Raw genomic sequence first — 25790 nt, forward strand, 5'->3', positions numbered from 1 at the left:
GGCTAAGTACGCAATTTTTTATAAAATATCTTTATGTGATTCACGTCGCCAAGCATAGAGCGTAAATATTACTGTAAGACTAATCAGAAGAATGTATCCAGCTGGTGCAAGCCATTTAGGATGCAAAACCCAAATAATGTCTGTAATCATATACTTTGTAACCCCAGCTATCATGCCAAACATAACAATAATTTGAATGCCAATCATTGCAATTGTATTGTGGACAAAAACCGAAATAGCCATCGATACTATTCCTAAAAGTACAGATACTATAAATATTGCTACAATTGTTAAAATGATGTATTGTAAAAATGTCATATCATACCAGTAATAGTACCAGCTAAATGAAGACAATGGTAAGTCGAAATGGGAATAAGTGTTATTTGTAGCATACATAGTTAAATAAATAATCATTAATACAATTGTTATAAATACTGCACTGACGAGCCCTGCAAGCCATTTTATCCAAAATGTTTTTCGTCCTTTTTTCGATGTATATTGCAATGGAATAATAGATGTTACCTTGTCTCTAAGAAAAATAGGAGATAGCAGAATAGCAATGCTGAATAATATAATAATAGCTAAATTTTCTGTAATACTCTGGAAATTGTCTAATACAATGCCAGAGTATATCGTATGCTTTCTGTCATTCAATAACTCCTTAAAGCGCTGCTGTTGTGCCCCAGATGTGTGTTCAATTTCTGATTGAAGTGCTTTTGATTGGTAACGTTCGATAAAACTTTCCCATGCTTGCAATACCCAAGGGAAATCTTCTTTGCTATGAAAAACTAGATAACTATAATATTCCCACTGCAATTCATTTTCATGATCAACATTACTAAATTCCTCATATGTTGTTAAACCAACCTCTTGGGCTTTAGGGTCATGAGCTAAAAAATCATTAGCTTTTTTTACTTCCTGTTCGTACATAGAGACCAAATCTTTATACTCTTCTTCATCTATATCTGCCCCGTATTTTGGAATAAGCTGTTGCTCAATCGCAAATATATCTCCCGAAGGCCGACCATTCGGAAAGTAGGTTATATTAAACTCTAACAATGCCCAATAGAGAAGTACATTCACAAAAACAATTAACGCTACAATCTTCCACGAAAATATTTTTCTCATTTCCATCCAAAATAGCTGCATATTACACAAGATCCTTTCTATTAAATCGTCTGAAAACGTATGTAACACAAAGTAAACTAATGAGCCCCCATAAAACTAATGTCCAAACCTCGTGGTATTCAAACATCATCAAATTGGACACACCTGAAAAATACTGATGGGGGTTGAGTAAAAGTAGTGTTAAATTAAAATGCATAAGTAGCAATAGTGTAGGCATACCATTGAAGAACATAGGTACAACAAACATGCTTACGAGAATTGATATACAAAGTATCCAAGTGAGATAACTATTTCTTAAAAATGTACTAACGCAAAATGTAAGAAGCGATATAATAAGTAAAGCGATAACAAGTATAGTAATTGTTAAAAATAAATACTTCCACAGCTCGATTGGCCACCATGTTATATAGGGCCACTTATATTCCCAGTTCAAGCCACTGGTAATAGGTGCTGTCCATACGCCAGAATAATCATATACCGTGAAAAAGGTTACTAATGATATTCCAAACAACGGCAATAAGATAAGGAGAGTCGTTAAAACGCTTGCAATTAGTTTATGCCGCATCAATAGACGTCCTTTTTTCGTTGCGTATGTTACAAGCTGTGTCCGATGTTCGAATTCATAATTTGTAATAAGTGCTGTGAGAAGTACGACTAGTAGTACACCTTCCATAGCGACTTTTCTTATAAGATTCTGAAATAATTCACTATGCATTCGATAGGCACTTGCGAAAAACCACTTTTTATACTCCTTAGTTTCCTTCATTTCTGTGAAGCGATCATTTAATTTATCGAACTCCTTTGTGATAACGTCAGCCGACCAGTTTGTTAAGCCGAAATCAGCAATTGTCCCTTCCTTTAGTGTCTCGATATTAAGCTTAGCGTAACGTTCATCTAAACTCTTTCCAAGATTAATATATAATTGCATCAAATGTATTCCATCAATTTCATGTTGCTCAGCTAAAGTAGAATTTTGATATTTTTCATCATTCATGGAATTGATAAAAGCATTTACATCTTGAAACTGTGGATTAAGTTTTTTAACGTCTACATTCAAGTCTTCCTGCATCTTACCCAAAATATCATCATTAAAGGTTTCACCGTACTTTTCAATAATGTCATTTGCTATTTTTAATTCGTCTCTTACATAAGAATTACTAATAATCGTGAAAATATTAAAAATAGAAAACAACACGAGTAGTATTAGAATGGTTGGTGAATATAATGCTTTTTTCATTTCAAGCCAAGTAATGTTCATTTGTTACCACCACTCGTATTTTCATGTGCATATTCCACTAGAAATACATCCTCGAGCTGTGGTTCAACTGACTTCCAGAATGACTCTGCTATTTCATCAGCGACAAAGCGCACAATCATCTTTCCTTGCTCTTGCTTTTCTGCCAGTGTCACATAACTCTTGCGGAATTCGATAAAGTCTTCGTATGTCATTGTTGTTTCAAACACTTTTCCAGAAAGTGTTGCACAAATATTAGTCACAGAATCTTTATAAGAAATAACGTTATTTTTTATCATGATAATTTCATTCGCGATAGATTCGATGTCTGATACAATATGAGTCGAAATGATGATAATTCGGTTACGCGCAAGCTCTGAAAGCATATGTCTAAAGCGAGCACGCTCCTTTGGATCAAGTCCTGCTGTCGGTTCATCGAGTACAATAATTTTTGGATCACTTAAAAGTGCTTGTGCAATGCCAACACGTTGAATCATCCCTCCTGAAAATTTCCGCATTTTTTTATTTTTCACATCACTAAGTGCTACCATATCGAGTACTTCATCAATTCGACTGGCTACGGTTTGCTTGTCCATCCCTTCTAATGCTGCCAAATAACTTAAATATTGTTTAGGAGTAGAATGTTTGTAATAACCAAAATGCTGAGGTAAATAGCCAACCTGCTCACGATATGATTGACCAAGCATTTTAATAGGTTGTCCTTGATAAAAAATGTCGCCAGTTGTTGGACTAATCAATGTTACAAGCATTTTGATAAGAGTTGTCTTGCCAGCCCCATTTGGAGCGAGTAAACCGAATATACCGTTGCCAAACTGTAAATTAATATTATGCAATGCTGTAAAATCCCCGTACTTTTTTCCTACATCTTGTACGACTAACATTCAAAAACTCCTTCCTGATTTTTTGTCATTAAACGTTTAAATGAATAAAGGTATAGTGCTAGTACACCAATAAGTAAGACACTGTACACTGCAATTGGTAAGTTGTCTAAAATTCGTGCATATTGTTGACCTACTGTTATAAGTAAAAGTGTATTTCCAAATATCCAAGCTATGATAAATACCATACTACGTTTGAAGACCTGTCCATTGTAAAGTGATAATAGTAAACCTGCTGAGAATAAAAATAACCCTGTTAAAGATATAAGTAATAGTCGGAATATATCAATCTCGACCTTAAGTGATAAGATTAAGATAAATGACATATTAACTAAAATAGCTATTCCACTAAAGAAAAGCATACGGCATATGAGTAACTGAAAGACTGTATATTTCATCGTCATTTCTAATTCAAACGTATTATTCGACCGTTTTTGATAATATGCATATGCTGTTAGGCTTAGGAAAACAAGTGGTGAGAGCATAAAAAACATACCATTAAACATAAAAGACTCCGTTGTTATGTCATCAGCTATTAGCCATATATAGCTGAAGATAATTAATGTTATAAGTCCACTAAATAATGCCTCACCATAGCTAAGGAAGACATATTTCCAGCCAATTTGACGCTTTAAGTCAAGCAGTAAATGTATGAAGCTTTGTTTTACTGGTAGCCCTTGCTTGATAATAAAAGCTACGTGCTGTTCAATCTCTTCATCTGTTGGATACGGAATCTCCCATTTTTCGTTTTCCATTTAAGTTAGCCTCCATTTCCTCTCTTAGTTTTTTTAACACTGCATAATATCTTGTCTTGACCGTCGATTCTGACAAATTTAAAAGCCCTGCAATCTCTTGAAAAGTCAGCTCTAAAAACAGTTTGTAACGAAGAATTTGCTGGATCTGTACTTCATACTTATAAAGTAAAAGATTTACTTCCTCTAAATCTTCCTTTTTAATAAGGTAACTTACTATATCTACTGCATCAATAAGTTCAAGATCCTCTACATAGTTTGTTAGCTGGCCAGCTTGATACGATTTCGAGCGAAAATAATCGATGCAATGATTGGAAGCTATACGATAAAGCCACGTGCGAAAAGCTGCTTTCTTCTTATTAAAATTAGTAATAGCCTGCAGCATGCGTATAAAAATTTCCTGTGTCAAATCTAAAGCTAATTGTTCGTCTAAAACTTGCTTATAAACAAAAGAGAAAATTTCTTTATAATATTTTTTAACAAGTAAATTAGCACTTTCTTCATGAGCTGATTGCTGCACACGCCTAATCCATCGGCTTTCAAAATCCATCCATTATCACATCACTTTCATCGCCTCATTTATATATTCGAAAAGTTCTTTTAAATAGTTTTGATTTTCATAAAATTTTTTTGCGAGGTGAATAAAAAATGACCTGAGCTGTTGAACTCAGGTCATGTAAATACAATATATCAAATTATCAATATTATAGGTTAATCGCTCTTACTTCATCAATATTTTCAAGCTGTGCAACGAATGTCAGATCTTCTTCTGTTACAGCATTGTCGATTGTTAGCATCATGACAGCTGTTCCACCAACTTGTGCACGACCAACTTGCATTGTTGCGATGTTGATATCTTTTTCTGCTAGCTTTGTTGCTACGCGGCCGATTGCACCTGGTTTGTCAGTATTTTTAATGTAAAGAAGGTGACCTTGTGGAATAACGTCAACAACATAGTCCTCTACTTTGACAATACGTGCACCTAGACCATTTAATAATGTACCAGCCACAGTGTGTGTTTCGTTTGCTGTTTTAATTTCAATCGTAATTAAGCTAGTGAAGCCTTTGGCAGTTGTTGTTTTATGCTCATTAATTTTCATGCCGATACGTTCAGCTAAGTAGCGAGCATTTACGTCATTTACATGATTACCGTGGTTTTTAGATAATAGGCCTTTTAACGCGTTTGATGTTAATGGACGTACATCATAATTTGCTACATCACCCGCATAAGATAAGTTGATTTCTTTCACAGGCTCAGTTGTAAGTTGAGATAAGAATGAACCAAGTTTTTCAGCTAATTCGAAGAAAGGTTCAACTTGTGCAAGCAACTCTTTTGGAATAGATGGCATGTTCACTGGGTTAGTTACAGTACCTGTTTTATAGAATTTAATGATATCGTTTGATACGTCAACAGCTACAGACTCTTGTGCTTCAATAGTAGATGCACCTAGGTGAGGTGTTGCGATTACTTGTGGTAAAGTAAGTAGCTTATGATCTGTTGCAGGCTCAGATACGAATACATCTAGTGCAGCACCTGCTACTTTACCTTCTACGATTGCATCATATAAATCATCCTCATTGATAATACCACCACGTGCACAGTTAATGATACGAACGCCATCTTTCATCATAGCGAATTTTTCTTTGTTAATAAGATTGCGTGTTTCAGGAAGAAGCGGTGTGTGTACTGTAATGAAATCTGCAGCTGCACAAATTTCTTCAACTGTTGATTTTGTTACCCCTAACTCTTTAGCACGTTCATCCGTTAGGAATGGATCGTATGCCATAACGTTCATGCGTTGACCTTTTGCACGATAAGCAACTTCAACACCGATACGACCGAAGCCTACAACACCTAAAGTTTTATTTTTAAGCTCAACCCCAACATAAGATTTACGGTCCCATTTACCATTTTTTAGCGTATTGAATGCTTGTGGGATGTGACGAGCAAGTGAAGTCATCATGGCAATAGTGTGCTCAGCAGCAGAGTTCGTGTTACCGTCTGGTGCATTCACAACGATAATACCATGTTCAGTTGCAGCAGTTAGATCAATGTTGTCTACACCTACACCAGCACGTCCGATAAGTTTTAAGTTTTTAGCCGCTTCAATTACTTCGCGTGTTACCGTTGTTTGAGAACGTACTAGTAAAACATCTACATCCGCAATTTTTGCGATTAATTCTTCTGGTGCAAGACCAGTATCAACAATGATATTTAGGTCTAAATCTTGTTCTTGTCGTAGTGGGAAAATACCATCTTCACTTAGTGGATCAGCGATAAATACGTTAATTGTTTTTGTTGCAGTAGTCATTTGTAATTAGCTCCTTTTAATTTAAATTGTTAGTGGCCTCTATATACGGCAGTCTGAAATTTGTAAAACGAGTACATCTTACAGACGAAAAAAATATAAAAAGCCTTCCGCGCCTTACAAACACAGATATTGTGTTGTAAGGGGCGAAAGGCTGAAATAAACAATTGGTTCGCGGTACCACCCTTAATCACTGCTTGAAAGATTTCTTGCAGTCTTAGCTATATGCGTAACGTGCATGTGACGGATAAGCTTACTTTGGAGATGTTCGGCTTATCTATTCAGGAGTGGAACTATTATCGTAGAAATCACTGATTTACACCAACCATCAGCTCTCTTTGGATTTTCTTACGACTAGCGTGTCTCCGTCGATATATTTTTGTGTGATTAAATTTGTTAACATCATAATCCTTATTGTTCACCTTTGTCAATGATATTTCTGAAAAAGATTAAAAATGTTGACTTCAGAAGTCTGGAAAATAGCTAAATACGAATATTTAAATGTTTTATCGGTAAAATAGTTCGTGTTTTTAGAGAGGACAATGAAAGCGCTATCGATATGTGTTAAGTCAGAATACATGGGCGTTTAATAAATATTAGAGGTCGGAAATTATATGGGAGTTAATTGGGATTAAATAGATAATCTGAATAAAACTTTCCTTGTTTAGAGGAGGAAAGCGAACATTTTTTTCTTGTCACATTTTCGTCAAGAATACGATGTGTAGAAGGTAAACTATCAATTAAAGAAGAATCTAAGTAAAGTAAGATTGATTTTTAGGGGGTGCAGAATGATGTATGATGTAGCAATTGTCGGTGCAGGGCTTGCAGGTTTAGTAGCAGCCTGTGAGTTAGCGGATGCAAAGAAAAAAATTCTTTTAGTAGATCAAGAACCTGAAAATTCAATGGGGGGACAGGCATTTTGGTCTTTTGGTGGTATATTTTTAGTGAATTCACCAGAGCAAAGAAGGCTTGGTATTAAGGATAGTAAAGAGCTTGCATGGCAGGATTGGCAAGGGACGGCTGGCTTCGATCGCTTGGAGGATGAGGATTCTTGGGCGTATAAATGGGCCAGAGCTTATGTAGATTTTGCAGCTGGTGAAAAATATGAATGGTTAAAGTCTATAGGTATTAAGTTTTTTCCTGTCGTCGGTTGGGCAGAACGTGGGGGCTCATTAGCGGGTGGCCATGGAAATTCGGTACCTAGATTTCATATTGTTTGGGGAACGGGACCAGGCATTGTAAAGCCTTTTGCTGAAAAAGTGAAAAAGGCCATAAAGGATGGATATATAGATTTTAAGCCAAGACATCGTGTGGATGAGTTTATTCAACAAGATGGAAGAATTACAGGGATTAGTGGGACAGTTTTGGCCCAAAGCTATGCAAATCGAGGTGAGAAAAGCTCCAGGCTTGGCATTGGCGAATTTTCATATGAAGCTGGAGCCGTTATTGTGGCCAGTGGTGGAATAGGTGCAAATTTTGATTTAGTTAGAGAAAATTGGCCAGCGCGACTTGGTACACCACCAGAAAATATGGTTAGTGGTGTACCTGCTTATGTAGATGGCAGAATGTTAGAAATTACTGAGCATGCGGGGGGACGTATCGTTAATCGAGACCGCATGTGGCATTATACGGAAGGCTTGAAAAATTGGGACCCTATTTGGCCAAATCATGGTATTCGAATTTTGCCTGGCCCTTCATCATTATGGTTTGATGCGGAAGGTAATCGATTTGGTGCGCCGAATTTTCCAGGTTTTGATACGTTAAGTACATTAGAAGCAATTCAAAAAACAGGCTATGATTACTCGTGGTTTATTTTAACTGAAAAAATTATTGAAAAAGAATTTGCATTATCTGGCTCTGAGCAAAATCCTGATTTAACAAATAGAAGCATTAGTGATGTTATGAAACGTGTTTTGCCAGGTCCACCAGCTCCAATCCAGGCATTTAAAAATCATGGTGAAGATTTTGTTATTGCGAATGATTTAAAGGAGCTAGTTGATGGAATGAACAAATTAGCTGGCAATGAGCTCCTTGATTTTATGAAAATAAAGGAGCAAATTTTAGCAAGGGATCGTGAAATGGACAATAAGTTTACAAAGGACTTACAGGTCAATGCTATTCATGGTGCAAGAAACTATATTGGTGATAAATTTGTGCGCGTTGCAAAGCCCCATAAAATATTAGATCCCAAAAATTGGCCACTTATTGCGGTACGATTAAATATTTTAACGCGTAAAACATTAGGAGGCTTACAGACAAATTTGGATGGTGCTGTGTTGGGAATGGATGGTCAGCCTATACCGGGTTTATTTGCCGCTGGGGAAGTTAGTGGTTTTGGCGGTGGGGGTGTGCATGGTTACCGTGCTTTAGAAGGGACATTTGTTGGAGGCTGTTTATTTAGTGGACGGCAGGTAGGGCGTTACTTGGCAAAAGGAGAATGAAGAAAAATTAAGGCGGGATTTAGAAAGCCCTAGTGAGAGGGGAAATGCTCGGTTTAGATGTGAAACCGCTCAGGTAAGCCGAGAAAGTGATCGTGTACCATGGAAAACTGCTCAGGTACCAAAATATCTGCTCAGGTAAACGTGCAATCACTCAGGTGAAAAAGAGAACCCCGTTACAGACAAGGAAGAGATACTCAACAAATATGAAAGAGCATCACCACAAAATGGATGATGCTCCTTTTTTCTTATAAAGAAGAATTTTGAACCTGAGCGATTTTAGCGATTTGTTCCTCGATTTGCTCTTCTGTCCAACCATTTTCCTCAACAAAGAAGTTACGTTTTGCGCGGCGGCATTCGTCAGAACAGCTACGCATATAAAAGGCCTCATGCTTTTCCTCGCAAAGCATTAACTTATGACATTCAGGGTTTGCGCAGTTTGTATAACGTTCTGTCGGTTCACCAGTGAAGAAATCCTTACCAACAATCACATGCTCAACCTGATTAATAGGTACACTGCGACGACGATCAAAGACGAACATTTGTCCATCCCATAGTTGACCTTTTACCTCAGGGTCTTTAGCATACGTGGCAATTCCACCATGTAATTGACCAACACTTTCTCCATAGCCTTCACGTTTTAACCAGCCAGAGAATTTTTCGCAGCGGATACCACCTGTGCAGTAAGTTAAAACTTTCTTGCCAGCAAAATCTTCTTTATGGTCTTCCATCCAAGCTGGTAGGTCACGGAAGCTTTCAATATCTGGACGAATAGCGCCACGGAAATGTCCGAGGTCATATTCATAATCATTACGTGCATCAATAACTACCGTATTGTCCTCCTGCATACGTTCCATAAATTCCTTTGGTGATAGATAATCTCCTGTTATTTCTAAAGGATTAATATCATCTTCTAAACCAAGGTGTACAATTTCTCGACGAGGGCGTACATGCATTTTTTTAAAGGTATGTCTTTCTGCTTCATCTATTTTCCACATAATATCACTAAAACGAGGGTCTGCCTTCATATGATTCATGTAAGCCTCGGTTTGCTCGATTGTACCAGAAACGGTTCCATTAATTCCCTCGTATCCAACTAAAATACGACCAAGAAGCCCGATTTCTTTACAAATTGCTAAATGCTCTTCTGCAAATGCCACAGGATCCTCAATAGAGATATATTTATAATAAAGTAATACACGATAGTCTTGCTGTGTCACAATACTTAACCACCTTTAAATCAATATTCGTCATTAAATATAGCATATCAAGGGCAAAATTGCGTAGGATAGAAGGAGTTTTCTAAAAAAACACGAATAGTACATAATGAATGACTATTCATATATGGGGGTGTTAGGATGGAATTTTCAACGATTACATTAGAAAAATTAGAACGTCGTGCAACATTAACATTAAATCGACCTCAAGCCATGAATGCTATGGATGATGTTATGATGCGTGAACTAGCAGAATGTTTTGAGGCACTACAGCAGGAACAAGAAATACAAGTTCTTGTTATTCGTGGGGAAGGAAAAGTCTTTTCAGCAGGTGGCGATATTAAAGCGATGCTAGATCCAAACAAGCCACTTAATATTAATGAGGCAATGGTCTATTTAACACGTATTGTTAAGGCATATTACCAGCTACCGATGATCGTCATTGCAGCGGTTCATGGAGCATCTGCTGGATTAGGCTTTAGTCTGGCTCTAGGGGCAGACATAGTTGTGGCATGTGAAAATAGTAAGCTCGCTATGAATTTCATAGGCATAGGACTGATCCCTGATGGTGGCGGTCATTTCTTTATGAAGGAACGTGTGGGTACCGTCAAAGCTAAACAAATGATTTGGGAAGGAAAGGTGCTTACTGCATCGGAAGCACATGATGCAGGATTAATTGACTACGTTGCACCAGATGGGACTGCTTTTGCGATTACTGACCAACTAGTAGGAAAAATGCTTGCGTCTCCAATTGCCTCGATGATTACGACTAAAAAAATTCTACATGCTCAAAATTTACCGCAATTAGAGAGTATTTTATCAATGGAAGCAGCAGGGCAAACAGCAATGCGTAAAACGGCTGACCATTTAGAGGGAATTCATGCATTTGTAGAGAAAAGAGCACCTGCTTTTGTAGGAAAATAAACGATAAAAAGAGTAAAGGCGCGTAGTAAAGTTTACTACGTGCCTTTTATTAGCTATTTTTAGACATGAAATAAAATTAATTTACCTGAGGAGTTAACAAGGCGATGAGTTTTGTTGGCAACACCTTTTTCTTCGATTTGCTGTTGACCGTTGATTTTTGCAGCCTCATCGTTTTCGAACGTCCATGTTTCATCAAATAATGTTTCTCCGGTTTTTTCAAAAGCTGTAAAACGATAATTATTCATACAAACCCCACCCTTTACTTGAATATAATTCTATTATACATAGAAGATTTAGAAACTTCACGGTAAAACTAGCGAATATTTTGATAAATTGCGAAAGTTGTGGAAAAAATAAGGCAATACTATTGATGAATATTCTATGAATACATTTCTCATCTAATGTGAAGTATGATAAAATAGAACAAATATTCGGTTTGACGTAATTCACGCAAAAAGCGATTAGTAAAATTATTTAGTAGCAACTCCGATATGCTGAATCATGTTACTGCTTTGCGAGTGATAAAAGAATGTACCAGTAATCTGGACATTGTGACGTCAAGGTGCAAATTATCTATTACTGAGGTGATTGGATGTCAGCAATTCGTTTTTTCCATATGGCGGATTTACATTTAGATAGTCCATTTAAGGGCTTATTTGGTTTACCTGAACATAATTTCAAAAAAGTGCGAACAAGTACTTTTGAAGCTTTTGATAAAATTATTCAGAAAGCCATTCAGGAGAAACCTGATTTTTTACTGATTGTCGGTGATATATATGATGGTGAAAATCGTAGCTTACAGGCACAAAGACGATTTCAAGAGGCGATGGAAAAACTCTTTCAGCACAATATTCCTGTGATTTTAAGCTATGGGAATCATGATCACTTAAATGGTGCTTGGACTCGCTTTGCCTTACCGAGCAATGTTTATGAGTTACCAGCTGAGACTAGTGTTGTACAGTTAACAATACGTGGTCAGCAAGTCAATATTTATGGCTTCAGCTATAGTGAACGTCATATAAAGAAATCAATGATTGATAGTTATCCTGTTGCACAAGACCAGCATGTTATTCATATTGGTATGCTTCATGGTAGTGAGGCAAGCGATACTACACATGCTGTTTATGCCCCTTTCACAAAAGATCAACTCCTTGAAAAGAACTATCATTACTGGGCTTTAGGGCATATTCATAAACGGCAATTTTTACATCAAAATCCACCAATCGTTTATCCAGGTAATATTCAAAGTCGACATCGGAAAGAGCAGGGGATAAAAGGTTTCTATGATGTAACCTTGTCACAAACCTCTACTGACCTGGAGTTTGTACCGACATCTGCTGTAGTTTATAACACGGTAGAGGTGGATTGCGCGAACGTGTTTCATGCAAATGAACTACTAAAAAAATGTGAAGAAGCACTAACGCTCAATCGTCTAGAGTATGGGGCATCTGTTGTTGAGCTCCATTTAAAAAATATAGATGAACAATCACAATCTTTATTTGAACATGCCACAGTAGATGCATGGCTAGAAACCATTCGAGAAGCAGAGGATGGGATCGAACCGATGTGCTGGGTACAAAAGCTTGTGTTACATCAATCGTCAGTATTGTATGAGCATACTGCGGCAACTGAATCAGTAATGAATTTAATGGAGCAATGGGATATTTCTGAATGGAAGGATATTTTAAAGGATCTGTACCAACATGCTGGTGGTGCAAGACTGATCGAGCCTTTAACAGAACAGGACATTAAAAATTTAATGCACAACGCACAAGAGTTACTAGCAGAAGAAATTCAAAGGGCGTGAATAACATAACATGCTAACGATACAAAAAATCCAAATTTATGGCTTTGGCAAGCATGAAAACATCACAATCTCCTTACATGAAGGTGTTACCATTTTTTATGGTATGAATGAAGCGGGCAAAACGACTATTCAACAGTTTATTTTACAAATGCTTTTTGGTTTTCCCACGAGGCAGCAAACACAACGTAAGTATGAGCCAAAGGTATCGACTAAATTTGGTGGTCAGCTTACGATTTGTCATCCGACGTATGGGCAATGCACCATAGAACGTGTTAAAGGGAAGGCAGCAGGAGATGTCACAGTTTATCTAGGAGACGGAACAACGGGGCATGAGGAGCTTTTAGCAAAACTATTATATGGTTATTCAAGGGCCTCCTTTGAGTCGATTTTTTCCTTTTCATTACATGAGTTACAGGGCATTGAAAAAATGTCAGAGGAAGAGCTGACGCATTTATTGCTTGCCTCTGGGACGACAGGGATTCAACAGTTATCGTCTCTAGAAAAGAAATTGGACAAAGATGCTAGTGAGCTTTTTAAAAAATCAGGCAAAGTGCCACTCATTAATCAAAAATTGGAGCATTTAAAAAAGCTAGAACGCACAATTAAACAAGAACAAGGCAATATTCAGACCTTTGAGGATAAATTATTGCAATTACAACAGCTCGACCAAAGGCTAGAAGGATTATATAGTCAGCAAAAAACACAGCAGCAAGATTGGCAGCAGTTAACTATCCTCAAGCAGGCAATGCCACTTCTGAAACAGCAAAAGGCTTTTGAACAGACGCTAAAAAACTATGAACATGTGCAGTTTCCACCAGAAGGGATACGTCGTTATGAGCAATTAAAGGATCGGCTTATGCATGAAACACTGCAAATGGAGCAGCTGAAGGGGCAGTATCAGGCACTACAAAATAAGCTACAGTTAATAGTGGACGAGCAAGCTATTACAGAAATGGCTCAACTTTTGAATAAGGAAGCAACATGGAATCAGGTAGTTGTGAAGGAACAGAACTTAATGGATGAGCTGTATTTACTTGAACAGGAAATAGAAGCACAGTTTCGTTTATTAGGTGTACAGGAAAAAGCAGCACAGGATATTTTGCTTGAGGAAACAGTTTCATTACAGCAAGAAGAACAATTTCAACGGCAGTTAAGCCTTTTAGAGGAAGCTGAGGAAGACCTAAAATTTCATTTGCGTTCGCTAGAGCAAATACATGCAGAATTAGATACAATCGCTCAACAGAAACAACAGCTTAAACAAGAGTCATTATCCGCTGAGGAAGAACATATTTTAGCACAGTGGCCTCAACGTAAGCGAAAACTTGAACAATTGCATTATGGAAAGTCACAACGCTCGAAACAGCAACAACCAAGTATTTTTATATTTATTGTGTTAGCAATAAGTGTACTTTCGTTTATCTATGGTGTTTTGGAAAAAAATATAGCTGTAATCGTCATAGGAGCGGTTATGTCGCTGTTCATTATTTTATATTTAAAATTTGTTAGACAAGCACATGAAGCCCCGAGTAAACAACATAATCAGCAAATACGTGAGTTAGAGCAAGAGGAAAATATCGTTCAAGCCATACTGCTAAAAAAACAACGACTTGAGGATCGTTGGTTACATGTAAATGAGCAACAGCAAGAAAAAGAACAGCAATATGTGAAATTTGAATATAAGATTCAGCAGGCTGAGCTGGTGAATGAAGAAGCCACTCAGTCGCTTCAACAGTTTTTAGGGCGTTACCGGCTAGAGGGGAATGTACCAAAAACATTATTACCAGAGCTGTTTATGCGCATTCGTGGTGTCCAAGAATTGGCGGCAAAAAAGAAGAGTGCATTTACTCTTTTACAAACGATTCAAGCGGAGAAAAATGAACTATTAGAACAAGCACAGCGAGTCTTAAAGGCAGAATATAGTGAGCAGGAAATCTTTATGCATTTACGTACTGCATTCCTTACTTTACAACAGGAGCAGCAGATGTCCGAGCAAACAAAAGAGCAGCTGACTAGCCTTCAAACCAAAATCCAAGGAGTACAATCTCATATAGACAACTATGAGTCTGAAGTTACTCAGTTATTTGATACTGCGAATGTTCAATCAGAGAAAATTTATTATGAGACGCATGAACAATTTGAGCAACAGCAAAAAATAAAGACAGAGCTTCAAGCAATTCAGAGCCAGCTAGCCTCACTGGATGTGGACAACAAAGAGTCATTGATAAACGAAGAACAGCTTCATGAAAAATTGCTTGCTTTGGAAGAGGAGCGAGGAGCTATGCAGGTAGCAATAGATCATTGCTTAGAACAACGAGCGACATTACAAATTCAAAAGGAGAATCTTCTAAATGACGAGAAATATGGCCAGTTGCTTCAACAGTTTGAACAAGAGAAATCAGTGTTACAGCAGCTGATAGGGCAATGGGCTTCACAAAAGGCATTGGCTACTGCTATACACGAAACATTGTTCCGCCTAAGAGAAGAAAAACTACCTCATGTCCTGACAGAGGTTAACGCAATGTTTAATATGTTAACAGGTGGACGTTACGATAAGCTTTTAATTAATGATGAAGGCTATTTTGTTGCACAGGCTGTTTCTGGATTACGTTATCAAATGGCAGAATTATCACAGGCGACGAAGGAACAAGCTTATATTTCGTTGCGCATGGCACTAGCAAAAACACTGACAACTTCTGCTCCATTTCCGTTTATTATGGACGATCCTTTTGTCCATTTTGATCGAAACCGTACAGACAAAATGGTACAATTAATAAAAGAAGTAGGATATGAGCGTCAAGTTTTATATTTTACTTGCCATGACGCGATGCTCGGACATTGGCAGAAAGACCAAATTGTCGATGTAGGAGCACTAGCAAATGAAAGGGGAGTGGCGTCAACATGAAGGGAATTACGACGCTCCAGGTTGGAGAATCAGTTGATCAATTTTTATTAATTAAACAAGCGACAAAAGGGGTTACCACAGTTGGAAAGCCATTTATGTCACTGTTACTACAAGATAAAAGTGGAGATATTGAAGCAAAGCTATGGGATACAAATGAAGAGCATGAAAAAATGTACCACGCTGAGGCAATAGTGCGTGTAGGTGGAGAAATTCATGACTACCGCGGCAAAAATCAATTGCGTATAAAATCAATCCGTGTAGCAAAACCAGAGGAGGGAATTGCAATTAATGATTTAGTTCCTTCCGCAGCAACCCCAAAAGAACAATTATATGAAGAATTGACGCAATTCTTCTTTGATATTAAAAATCCGAGTATTTCACGTATTACGCGTGCAGCTATTAAAAAACATCAGGATGCTATTTTAGTATTCCCAGCTGCAACGAAAAATCATCATGATTATGCATCAGGTTTGCTAGATCATATGGTGTCAATGTTGAGACTCGGAAAAGCGATTGCTGATTTATATCCAACGTTAAATCGAGATCTGTTATATGCAGGGATTATTTTGCATGATATTGGTAAAGTAGTTGAGCTATCAGGACCTGTCGCAACAATGTATACTATTGAAGGGAATTTACTTGGTCATATTACCATTATGGTCAATGAAATTGCCAAGATTGCTAGTGAACTAGAAATCGAGGGCGAAGAAGTCATGCTATTGCAACATATGGTGCTATCCCACCATGGTAAAGAAGAATGGGGCAGCCCGAAAAAACCGATGATTCAGGAAGCGGAAATTTTGCATTATATTGATAATATTGATGCAAAGATGAACATGCTAACACGAGCACTTGGTAAAACAACGCCAGGTGAATTTACTGAGAGATTATTCCCGCTTGATAATCGTTCGTTTTATAAGCCGACTATTTAGTAAATGTAGAGTTGAACTAAACAAAAATTGAAATAACATTTAAAAAGGAATCATTTTGATTAAACTACATTCAAAATGATTCCTTTTCATTTGCTTTACATACATACTTTTGGTTGAACACGAAAAGGGTTACTACTGTAACAGCGTAACCCTTTTTCATTTGAACTATAATGACTATTTAGATTCTTTTTCTTCAGTGTTGTCTTTGTCGTCTTTATTTTCTTTAGTTGCTTTCTCTTCAGCTTTTTTAGCGGCTTCTTCAGCAGCTTTAGCTTGTTCCTCACTTGTTGTTGTAAGGGCTTCTATTGCTGGTTTTAATTCCTTATCGGATGTTTTTACATCAGCATCTTTCGCCATTTTTGCAATAATGTCTTTTAGGATAGTTTCTGCTTCAGGTGATTGGCTTAGTTTCATCATCATTGTTTTACGGATATTTTCTTCTTCATCTTTGAATGAGCCAACATCTTTTACATCACGCTTGTCCGTAATTTCAATAATGTGGTAACCAAAGCTTGATTGTACTGGTTCACTTAATGTATTTAAAGGAAGGGCATAAGCAGCATCATTAAATTCATCTACCATTGCGCCAACAGAGAACCATCCTAGCTCTCCGCCTTTTTCAGCAGAGCCAGTATCAATTGAGTATTCTTTTGCTACATCCGCAAAAGAAGCGCCGCCTTTAATTTTGTCAGTGACCTCTTTAGCAGTTTTCTCATCTGCCACTAAAATATGACGACCATTTAATTCTTTTTTCATTTGCTCATAATGTTTTTTAATATCTTCTTCTTTAAAAGCTTTATCTTCTAAAGCCTTTTCTGAAAGAAGCTGAATACGTATAGCTTCTTTATAGCCTTCTTCTGTTAAGCCGCTTTCAGCAAGTGCTTGAGCAAAGGTATCACCGAATTGTGAAGCAGTTGCGTCATAAGCCTCTTTGATTTCTTTATCTGATACTTCATATTTGTCAGCTAATATTTTTTCAGTCAACATTTGTTGAAGTACATGAGAACCTGCTAAAGTTTTTGCCTTTTCATTAAAGTCAGCAACTGAAATATCTCCCGCTTTTGAAGTTGCAATCGTTTTGTTGTCTCCTCCGCTACAAGCACCAAGTGCTAATACAGAAGCAGCTAATGTTAAAGATAAAACTGTCTTTTTCATAGTGGATATTCTCTCCTAACATGGTTTCGTCCATTTTTTACTATAACATAAACGTATTAAAAACAAAATGGTTCCCCCTTGAGTATAGCCTATATGTCAAATTTTGAAGCGCATAGGATATAGAAAAGAAAGGGGGTGAAGTTATGAGCAGCGGAGGATACGGTGGCGGTGGCTATGGTTCAGGCTCAGGCTTTGCTTTATTAGTTGTGCTCTTTATTTTATTAATTATTGTTGGTGCAGCGTTCCTATACTAATTAATAAAAATGCGAAAAGCTAAGGGTATAATGTCCTTAGCTTTTCTTAACAATGTAAGGTATTCGCGCCGCACGCTTGAGGTTACGCCCACAAAAATATGATTGATCAGACCGAGTTGTCACATAGGGTGTCCAACTAGATGCACTTTCTTTTTAACTTCTTTCAGCAGAAATAAGTTAAAGCCTCCGGCGGATGCCGGAATCGGAAAGGATTTCTTTGTGCAAGCACAAAGCCGATTCCGGACGCAATTATGCCGAGGCATAATGGATCTACTATACGGCATATAAAATTTCAATATAAAATGAGACAAGTAAAATTGTAATAAGTATATTTATAGTTCGGAATATTTTTGGTTGGTTTTCTTCGGGAATTTCACGTCGCATGCACAGTGCATAAGTCATGCGGTTTATTTGAAATAAATAGAATACCGAGAATAGAACTACAATCATTAATAGCAAGTCTATTCCTCCCCTCTTTCAGTATTAATAGCATAACAAATAACGTTAATAAAACACAAGTACAAGCAATTTAGTGAATAGTAGGCGGCACTAAAATTTCATAGCCCTTTGGTGTCTCCTCAATCTGGGAGTCTTTAGGTGAATTCAATAAATATTTCACATACAGAATATCAATTAAACATAGACTACAATGGTAAGCTAAAAGCAATGTGCCGTAATGGGTATATGCAGGGAATAGTAGTGTACCTAATAAAATGCTTGTATTTAAAATAATAAATGGCGTGAGTAAAGCTAAAATATAACGATTTTTCGATAAAGGTTCACGAATACGCATGTGTAGAACAGGAATAACATAGAATTGGGTACGTACACGCAATTTTAAATGCTGACGTAAATCATACAGTGCTAGAAAGTGTAAGCATTTATGAATTGGATAGAGTGCTAATACAGCAATGGCAAATAACCAAAACAAATGATCTGTATAGTGCTCGTCATTAAATAAATTAAATGTCACATAGGAAAGAGAAAAGACGGTTAAAAAAATAAGTACAGACATTATAATAATACGCGTTGTTCCGTAATGATGTTCTAAGTTTAAAATTTTCCAACAATGCAAGGTTTATCAACTCCTTAATAGGAAGGGTCCTATTTAATGTAAATTGATTTATGATAGAATGCAAGAAAAAGGAGGTATCTCAGAAAATATTTCTGAAATACCTCCTTTAGCATGTTTTTACCCCGCGTTAACGGTCTGTAAGCACCACCAGATAAAAGGTGAGAATATGCAGTTTAGATAACGATTAACTGACCATAAACGCCCGATTGTTTCACTGTCAACCTTTTACAGTTGGACGTTCTTCTACCTTGTCAAAGGAATCACGGAAGTGCTGGAAGGAACGCTCGAAAATATCGATGAAATCCTCTCCATAGATATTGCGAATAACAGCCATAACATCTAAAAATTCTGGGAAGCGACCGTATAAATCTTTTAAAGCTAACGAGCCTTCAAGCACAGAATGATACGTATTATGGTAATTACTATTCATTTCAACAATAAGTTCTGTACCTGCTTCTGTTAATTCGACGTACGTATTACGTTTGTCGTCATCCCGCTTTGAAAACTTAAGGAATCCACGCTCTTCTAATTTTTTTGAGAAATTAAACGCTGTGGAAACGTGCATCACCCCAAATTTTGCCACATCGGAAATCGAAGCCCCTTTTAAATGATAAGAAATCCATAAAATATGATGTTCGTTAATATTTAAATCGTAGGGCTTAATCCATTGCTGCCAATCCTTTTCAACTGCTTTCCATAAGGCTTTTGATAATTGTGCAATTCTTTGACTATAAAGCATTGCTTCTTTTTGAGTGTATAATTCCTCTGACAAAGCCATCACCTACTGCTTTCTTTAACATTTTAAAAATATTATAGCAATAAAGGAAAAAAGTTTAAAGTTAGAAAAATTAAAAAATTGAAAAGTGGTTAAAAGATAATATTATAACGCTTAAATTTAATAAAAATATAGATTTTTTATCGCTGTATAAGGACTTTAGTCGCTAACTTTTTCTTGCGATTTTTTCTTTTTTTCTGTAAATTGTGCAACGTTTTTCTCGATTTCGCTTATTGAATTCTGTAATGCATCTATTTCTTGTTGTAAGTTATTTTTGGATGGTTCTATTTCTTCTGTAAAAGTAGTAATTGTTTGTTTTAAATCATTTACTATTTTAGGTATATTATTTTTCACTTCATTTGTTAGTGAATTAACGGATTGTTTCACTATATCTACTTGCTGTTTTACATCTGAGATTTTGTCCTTTGTGCTTTCAGCATTTGCTTGCAAATTAGCACGTAATTGTTGTCCTGATTGAGGAGTTGAAAAAAGTACAGCGAAAGTCCCGCCTACGATTCCAGCTGCTAGTCCAAATAAAAATGGTTTTGCTTTCATATCGAATACCTCATTTCTTTAATTGTCATGCGTTATTTACTATTAAACCATGAAATGTACATATACCAAAAGAAAAAAGAAACTAAACGAGTGATTTTGTATCACGGTTTAGCTTCCTTTGTTAGGTTATGCACCTTTTTATTAAATTGAAATAGCTGTGTTGAATTTAGAACGCTTCACTAATTTTGCAACTATAGGATAAATAATTGCAAAAGCAATGACATTAAATACTACAGCAGGTAATACAACGCCTACAAACAGAACAGCGAATGTTGCACCAACATTTGCGTTGAACACAAAAAGTGCTACTGCTAAAAAGACAGTTCCAGATAAAATTGTTCCTAAACCAACTAAGCCAGCTGATACTACAAAATTGCTTGTCAATTTTTTTATCACAATTAAAGCAGCTAAAAAGACAAAGCCCGTAACTGCTTTATCGATAATATTTGGAACAAGACCAGCCGGAAACGTTGTAAACAATCCTGAAAGTACACCTGTTGCTAAAGAAAGTAAGAACGTTTCTTTAATAGTAGGGAACAGTAAAATGCCAATAAACATCATTGTTAACATGAAATCAGGCTTCATGCCGTTTACCATACCTGGTGTAACCACATAAAGGGTAGCACCGACACCAACTAAAAGTGCCATTAATACTAAATTTTTTGTATTCATTTCTAATCTCTCCTCGACTATGCTAATCTAATTTGTCTCCTAACGTGTCCTCATGACCGTTAGCGAAACTTATTTGTGATTGTACGACAAATATTTATAAATTGCAATACACTATTCTGATAATTCAAGTGTACCAAAGTTGTCATTTAATTAAAGATGAGCTTTAATGCTTTCCGCAACGTCACTTAATTGCTCTGGTGTATATTTTTGAGTTTGCCAAATTAAACCCAAGCCTTCTTTTTCATCGTAACGCGGAATAAAATGTAAGTGGTAGTGGAAAACAGTTTGTCCAGCTGCAGCACCGTTATTATTAATTGTATTAAGTCCAATTGGATTGAAAGCAGTTTTAATAGCATTTGCAATTTTCGGTGCTACTGCATATAAATTGCGAGCCACATCTTCAGGCATTTCGAATAGATCTTTACAGTGATGTTTTGGTATTAATAGTGTATGACCTTTTGCGACAGGTGAAATGTCTGTAAATGCATAGACATGTTCATCTTCATAAATTTTTGTACTTGGAATGGATCCATCAATGATTTTGCAAAATAGGCAATCGCTCATTCGAAAATTCCCCCTTATTATATATGTAAGTACATTCTATCATACTCATAACTGTATCATTTGCTAATTTTTGATAAAATATAAACAAGAAGAGGAGTGAGGGCATGTCGGTATTAGAGGTACAACACGTGACGGGTGGTTATACGAGAAAGCCTGTTATTAAAGATTTATCATTTACGATTGAAAAAGGGGAGCTTGTTGGCTTAATCGGCTTGAATGGTGCTGGTAAAAGTACAACGATTAAGCATATCATTGGAACGATGCTTCCGAAAGAAGGAGACATTCGTTTAAATGGGGTGACGTTAAAGGGAAATACGGACAAGTATCGTACAGCATTTTCCTACATTCCAGAAACACCTGTATTATACGATGAGCTAACATTACGTGAACATTTAGAATTAACAGCAATGGCTTACGGGCTAGATGAAGCAACACTTGCAGCACGTTCGGAAGTATTATTAAAGGAATTTCGAATGGAAAAACGACTTAATTGGTTCCCATCGCATTTCTCAAAGGGTATGCGTCAAAAGGTTATGATTATGTGTGCTTTTTTAGTCAATCCAAGCCTTTATATTATTGATGAGCCCTTTGTGGGACTCGACCCACTTGGAATTCAATCATTGCTTGATCAGATGGATGAAAAGAAAAAAGAGGGCGCTTCTATATTAATGTCCACGCACATTTTATCAACCGCTGAAAAGCATTGTGACCGCATCATTTTATTGCATGAAGGACGAGTGCGAGCACAAGGAACGATGGAGGATTTACGTAAATCGTTTGCTATGCCAAATGCGACACTAGATGACTTATATATTGCCATGACAAAGGAGCGCGACCATGAAGAACTTGCGTGATGTATGGTCCTCTCGCTTCATGCATTATATAGGTGAAGTGCAAAAATATATGCGATTTATTTTTACAGGGCATATAGCAATTGTACTTGTATTTCTTATTGGAGCAGGGGGCTATCAATATAGTGAATGGCTGAAAATTATACAGCCCGATTTTCCAGCAGAAGTATTAATTGCAGTGATAGTAGGGATTTTACTAGCATTTAGTCGTCCAACTTCACTTTTAAGAGAGCCAGACCAAGTGTATTTATTACCGTTAGAATCAAAAATGCCCCAGTATTTTAAAAAGGCGTTAGCGTGGACGTTTTGGTCACAGGTTTGGATTGTGGCAATTGTCTATATCGTAAGCATCCCTTTACTAAAGGCTGTTACTGAATTAACAACATTTGAAATTTGGTCAATGTTTCTACTTATTATTATATTGAAGTATTTGAGCGTTCAAGGTGAATTTAGTTATCGTTATAGTGAACGTGGTCAAATAATTTGGATGGACAGGCTAATTCGAGCTGTTATCTTTAGTGTTACTGTGTACATGGGGCTTCATATGCAGCTAATTTTAGCAATTGTTGCTGCTGCAGTTGGGTGTGTGTATATTGTAATATTTAGAAAAAAATGTGCGGGTGAGCCTGTACCGTACGAGCATTTTGTGAAGCTGGAACAAAATCGCATGATGAGCTTCTATCGTTTTGCAAATTACTTCACAGACGTTCCACATTTACGTGGTAGCATTCGTCGTCGAGGTTGGCTTGACTGGCTTTACAAATTTGTGCCATACAAGAAGGACAATGCTCAAAAGTACTTAGTGTTCCGTACATTCATCCGAACAGATGATCATTTTTATTTATGGCTCCGATTAACAGTTATTTCAGCTGTAATTGCAGCCTTTGTAGATATCCCAGTCGTTACATGGATTGTTGCAGGTGCATTAAGCTTTGCAACAACTATTCAATTAAAGCAGGCTTTATTATCAAGCGGTGAATTTCGCATGGACATGCTTTATCCTTTACCTGATGAAGCGCGCAAAGCAGCAGTGAAACAAATTGTACGTCTTGCAATGGTCACTCAAGCTATTATAGTTGGTCTATGTAGTATTACACAGCCGATGTTTTATGTAACCTTTATTATCATTTTGGTTGTAAGTGAATTGACGGCTAGGGGCTCAAAATCTTAAATTTAAAAAGCTCATTTCTCCAATTCTTTTATTGGAAAAATGAGCTTTATTTTTATAAAGAAACATGCGTGTTTATTAACCATTTTTATCCACTCTAATTAATTAGAAGGCTCTGATATCCGCTACGAGCTACTCGCTTTGTCGCTGACGCTTCGCTTTCGCACAGATAAAACATTTGTTGCTGACGCTTCGCTTTCGCACAGATAAAACATTTGTTGCTGACGCTTCGCTTTCGCGCAGAAAACATTTGTCGCTGATGCTTCGCTTTCGCACAGAGCAAGGCTTCCTGCGGGCGGGCGCCGAGCTGCTTCCTCCGCTGCGCTCCGTGCAGGGTCTCGGGCCAACACGATGTTGGTCACGAAGGCGTTATCACAGGATGTGATGGTTTTAGACTTCGTTCCTCTATCGCTTCCTTTGCGGGAGTCGAGTTGCCCTACGCTACAATCAGTTAAAATGGGCATATATTAGCAAAATATCAACAAAAAAATCCTTTTATCAGCCAATAATAAAACTATATTTTCCTAATCAGCACGCCTGATAAAGAAACTAAGAACCTGAGCGAATGTTGGCCAAGTTACAAAATAGCTAATCAAACGAGGAATGGCAAAAACCATACATCTAGTTTGCTACGCTTAAAAATTAGAGATTCCATTTACCTCCATTCTTTGTGTTACTTCATATACTATATGTTTGGGCTGGAATCGAATTGTTTTCTTTTCGCCCGTTTTAAGTTCCTGAATGAAGCGTACAAACTACTTAGTTTTAATTCTGTTTCTTAATTCTGTTTTTATTTCTGATGCATGTAAATTGATATTTTCTTTATTTTTCAAAGTTTTTTTGAGCTCTAAAAATCCCAAGATTAGCATTGCTATAGCTAGAGGTATAAATAAGAGTAAAAATACCTCTTGGCTTATTTTATTTGTAGTAAATAAAAGTAGTACAAGGATTGTTATTACAGTAATAAAGCTTACATATTTATTGGATATCCGACTCATCCTCCTCTTTTATTTTTCAGAACAATCTTATTTATCTGTCATTTTAGTCTGGTATGTAAATCGTAACATAATTGGGAGGTGCAAGATATGAGAATAGAAAAAAATGACTAGTTTAATTGCAACTTTTCTTTTATTGAGTGCAACTTTGTTAGGGAGTACTGCAAATGCAGATTCGTTGGTTCCTTCAGGGGCTATAATGACGGAAGAAATCACTGGTACTAATGATATAATTAAAGCTAACGAAAATGGTGTTGCGGAAAATGATTTTAATATTGTAAATCTACCTAGTCAGTTTGATGATGGGATTCTTGTGAAAAATAAGGAAACTGGAGAAGATTTAAAAATTGGTGTCCCGAATAATATGAATTTAAGTAAACCTACAATTACAAAATCAAGGAGCTCTGAGTATAAAAATGACGGTCCAGTAGATTTGATTTTACAACCGACGGAGTTTGGTGTTAGAAGTACTGTGAATATTAAAGACTCTAGTGCACCAAAGGAATATAAATTTGAGTTGGATATACCTGAAGGACACAAGGTTATTTCGTCTGCAGATTATTTTGGAGATGTTCCTGGAAGTGAGTTAGATACAGAAGAAGTCTTTATTGTAGATGAAAATAATATTGTTCAAAGTGTTTTTGGGAAAGCTTGGGCAGTTGATGCTAATGGTGCAGATGTCCCGACTTATTATGAAGTAGTTGATAATACTTTAATTCAAATCGTGAATTTTAATGAAAATACTGCATTTCCTGTATTGGCAGATCCAGATTGGGTTGCGATAGGAGCATGTAGTGCAGCTTTGGTATGGTTTGTTGGTTCAAATTTATTTGTAGTAGCTAAAATTATCAAAGTGAAAAAGTATGTTCAAGCTTTAGATGGTTTTAAAGAAACTGCAAAATTAATTGCGGTGCTACATCTTGGGAAGAAAAATTACGTGTGGGTGGATCAGCTTTACGTAGTTTAGCAGCAGAAATTACAGGTGTTACAGGTATGTATGCGTGCACTAAATTCTTTAATTAAGAAATGATGAAAATATTTTAACTGTAAGAGCACCATCTTCAGGTTACTATTTCCTTTATGCTCTTTGTCAGGGCGGTGGAGATGATAGATGTGAAGGTGGAGGAAGAATCAGTATCAATAATAAATAGACAAGACCGAAGAAGGAGTGGCAATTTACCATT

General features: G+C 36.7%; 25 protein-coding genes. 9 read left to right on the forward strand and 16 right to left on the reverse strand.

Going from position 1 to position 25790, the window contains the following annotated elements:
- Positions 1–18: 18 nt before the first annotated feature.
- The 6 genes from AN161_RS05440 to serA form a co-directional block, all read right to left on the reverse strand.
- Entirely contained in the window at positions 19–1149 is a 1131-nt protein-coding gene (locus tag AN161_RS05440) for an ABC transporter permease (RefSeq protein ID WP_053593345.1), read from the reverse strand.
- Between the two features lies 1 nt (position 1150).
- Positions 1151–2386, reverse strand: a complete 1236-nt coding sequence (locus tag AN161_RS05445; protein WP_053593346.1) for an ABC transporter permease subunit — start codon at positions 2384–2386, stop codon at positions 1151–1153.
- Positions 2383–3264, reverse strand: a complete 882-nt coding sequence (locus AN161_RS05450; protein WP_053593347.1) for an ABC transporter ATP-binding protein — start codon at positions 3262–3264, stop codon at positions 2383–2385. Before AN161_RS05450 ends, AN161_RS05445 begins: the two co-directional genes overlap by 4 nt.
- Positions 3258–4016, reverse strand: coding sequence for a hypothetical protein (locus tag AN161_RS05455; protein ID WP_053593348.1), 759 nt, complete (start codon positions 4014–4016; stop codon positions 3258–3260). The genes AN161_RS05450 and AN161_RS05455 overlap by 7 nt, the downstream gene beginning before the upstream one ends.
- Complete coding sequence (locus tag AN161_RS05460; protein WP_053593349.1) at positions 3976–4563, reverse strand: RNA polymerase sigma factor; 588 nt, start codon at positions 4561–4563, stop codon at positions 3976–3978. The genes AN161_RS05455 and AN161_RS05460 overlap by 41 nt, the downstream gene beginning before the upstream one ends.
- A 154-nt stretch (positions 4564–4717) precedes the next feature.
- The gene (serA, locus tag AN161_RS05465) at positions 4718–6325 is read right to left on the reverse strand and encodes a phosphoglycerate dehydrogenase (protein WP_053593350.1); all 1608 of its coding nucleotides are present in this window, start codon (positions 6323–6325) and stop codon (positions 4718–4720) included.
- A gap of 785 nt (positions 6326–7110) precedes the next feature.
- Here serA and AN161_RS05470 point away from each other — a divergent pair.
- Positions 7111–8763: an FAD-binding dehydrogenase gene (locus AN161_RS05470; RefSeq protein ID WP_053593351.1), complete on the forward strand. Its 1653-nt coding sequence runs from the start codon at positions 7111–7113 to the stop codon at positions 8761–8763.
- A 245-nt stretch (positions 8764–9008) separates the two neighbouring features.
- On the opposite strand, the gene AN161_RS05475 is transcribed toward AN161_RS05470, so the two are convergent.
- A complete protein-coding gene (locus AN161_RS05475) occupies positions 9009–9980 on the reverse strand; it encodes a rhodanese-related sulfurtransferase (RefSeq protein WP_053593352.1) in 972 nt (323 codons plus the stop codon).
- 138 nt (positions 9981–10118) lie between these two features.
- Here AN161_RS05475 and AN161_RS05480 point away from each other — a divergent pair, with 138 nt between their 5' ends.
- Positions 10119–10901 carry an enoyl-CoA hydratase gene (locus AN161_RS05480; protein WP_053593353.1) on the forward strand — a complete coding sequence of 261 codons (783 nt, stop codon included), beginning with the start codon at positions 10119–10121 and terminating at the stop codon, positions 10899–10901.
- 59 nt (positions 10902–10960) lie between these two features.
- Here the strand turns inward: AN161_RS05480 and AN161_RS05485 are convergent, their stop codons facing one another.
- Entirely contained in the window at positions 10961–11146 is a 186-nt protein-coding gene (locus AN161_RS05485) for a YhzD family protein (RefSeq protein ID WP_053593354.1), read from the reverse strand.
- A gap of 347 nt (positions 11147–11493) precedes the next feature.
- Here AN161_RS05485 and AN161_RS05490 point away from each other — a divergent pair, with 347 nt between their 5' ends.
- Genes AN161_RS05490 through yhaM form a run of 3 tightly spaced genes read left to right on the forward strand, consistent with a single transcriptional unit; the run spans position 11494 to position 16542 of the window.
- Positions 11494–12708 carry a DNA repair exonuclease gene (locus tag AN161_RS05490; RefSeq protein WP_053593355.1) on the forward strand — a complete coding sequence of 405 codons (1215 nt, stop codon included), beginning with the start codon at positions 11494–11496 and terminating at the stop codon, positions 12706–12708.
- Between the two features lie 10 nt (positions 12709–12718).
- Positions 12719–15610 (forward strand): AAA family ATPase, encoded by a 2892-nt coding sequence (locus AN161_RS05495; RefSeq protein ID WP_053593356.1) that lies wholly within the window; start codon positions 12719–12721, stop codon positions 15608–15610.
- A complete protein-coding gene (yhaM, locus tag AN161_RS05500) occupies positions 15607–16542 on the forward strand; it encodes a 3'-5' exoribonuclease YhaM (protein ID WP_053593357.1) in 936 nt (311 codons plus the stop codon). Before AN161_RS05495 ends, yhaM begins: the two co-directional genes overlap by 4 nt.
- Before the next feature lie 174 nt (positions 16543–16716).
- Here the strand turns inward: yhaM and AN161_RS05505 are convergent, their stop codons facing one another.
- Positions 16717–17697, reverse strand: coding sequence for a peptidylprolyl isomerase (locus tag AN161_RS05505; RefSeq protein ID WP_053593358.1), 981 nt, complete (start codon positions 17695–17697; stop codon positions 16717–16719).
- A gap of 143 nt (positions 17698–17840) precedes the next feature.
- Here AN161_RS05505 and AN161_RS27360 point away from each other — a divergent pair, with 143 nt between their 5' ends.
- Positions 17841–17951 carry a YjcZ family sporulation protein gene (locus AN161_RS27360; RefSeq protein WP_075807180.1) on the forward strand — a complete coding sequence of 37 codons (111 nt, stop codon included), beginning with the start codon at positions 17841–17843 and terminating at the stop codon, positions 17949–17951.
- Between the two features lie 273 nt (positions 17952–18224).
- On the opposite strand, the gene AN161_RS30505 is transcribed toward AN161_RS27360, so the two are convergent.
- The 6 genes from AN161_RS30505 to AN161_RS05535 all read right to left on the reverse strand — a co-directional run bounded on the left by AN161_RS30505 (position 18225) and on the right by AN161_RS05535 (position 21592).
- Positions 18225–18410, reverse strand: a complete 186-nt coding sequence (locus tag AN161_RS30505; protein WP_008173337.1) for a hypothetical protein — start codon at positions 18408–18410, stop codon at positions 18225–18227.
- Between the two features lie 70 nt (positions 18411–18480).
- The gene (locus tag AN161_RS05515; protein ID WP_053593359.1) at positions 18481–19026 is read right to left on the reverse strand and encodes a DUF3267 domain-containing protein; all 546 of its coding nucleotides are present in this window, start codon (positions 19024–19026) and stop codon (positions 18481–18483) included.
- Positions 19027–19243: 217 nt separating this feature from the next.
- The gene (locus tag AN161_RS05520) at positions 19244–19804 is read right to left on the reverse strand and encodes an HTH-type transcriptional regulator Hpr (RefSeq protein WP_053593360.1); all 561 of its coding nucleotides are present in this window, start codon (positions 19802–19804) and stop codon (positions 19244–19246) included.
- Positions 19805–19960: 156 nt separating this feature from the next.
- Complete coding sequence (locus tag AN161_RS05525; RefSeq protein ID WP_053593361.1) at positions 19961–20356, reverse strand: YtxH domain-containing protein; 396 nt, start codon at positions 20354–20356, stop codon at positions 19961–19963.
- 141 nt (positions 20357–20497) lie between these two features.
- Positions 20498–21028: a tryptophan transporter gene (locus AN161_RS05530; protein ID WP_053593362.1), complete on the reverse strand. Its 531-nt coding sequence runs from the start codon at positions 21026–21028 to the stop codon at positions 20498–20500.
- Between the two features lie 150 nt (positions 21029–21178).
- On the reverse strand, positions 21179–21592 hold the full coding sequence (locus AN161_RS05535; RefSeq protein ID WP_053593363.1) for an HIT family protein: 414 nt from the start codon (positions 21590–21592) through the stop codon (positions 21179–21181).
- A 104-nt stretch (positions 21593–21696) separates the two neighbouring features.
- Here AN161_RS05535 and AN161_RS05540 point away from each other — a divergent pair, with 104 nt between their 5' ends.
- Positions 21697–22446, forward strand: a complete 750-nt coding sequence (locus AN161_RS05540; protein WP_053593364.1) for an ABC transporter ATP-binding protein — start codon at positions 21697–21699, stop codon at positions 22444–22446.
- Positions 22430–23614 carry an ABC transporter permease gene (locus tag AN161_RS05545; protein ID WP_053593365.1) on the forward strand — a complete coding sequence of 395 codons (1185 nt, stop codon included), beginning with the start codon at positions 22430–22432 and terminating at the stop codon, positions 23612–23614. The genes AN161_RS05540 and AN161_RS05545 overlap by 17 nt, the downstream gene beginning before the upstream one ends.
- Positions 23615–23736: 122 nt before the next feature.
- Here the strand turns inward: AN161_RS05545 and AN161_RS28575 are convergent, their stop codons facing one another.
- Complete coding sequence (locus AN161_RS28575) at positions 23737–23973, reverse strand: hypothetical protein (protein WP_143114616.1); 237 nt, start codon at positions 23971–23973, stop codon at positions 23737–23739.
- Positions 23974–24712: 739 nt separating this feature from the next.
- On the opposite strand from AN161_RS28575, the gene AN161_RS28580 reads away from it, so the two are divergent.
- Positions 24713–25573, forward strand: coding sequence for a hypothetical protein (locus AN161_RS28580; protein WP_053593367.1), 861 nt, complete (start codon positions 24713–24715; stop codon positions 25571–25573).
- Positions 25574–25790: the final 217 nt, after the last annotated feature.

It is taken from the genome of Lysinibacillus sp. FJAT-14222, from assembly GCF_001278875.1.
Taxonomy (GTDB): Bacteria; Bacillota; Bacilli; order Bacillales_A; family Planococcaceae; genus Lysinibacillus; species Lysinibacillus agricola.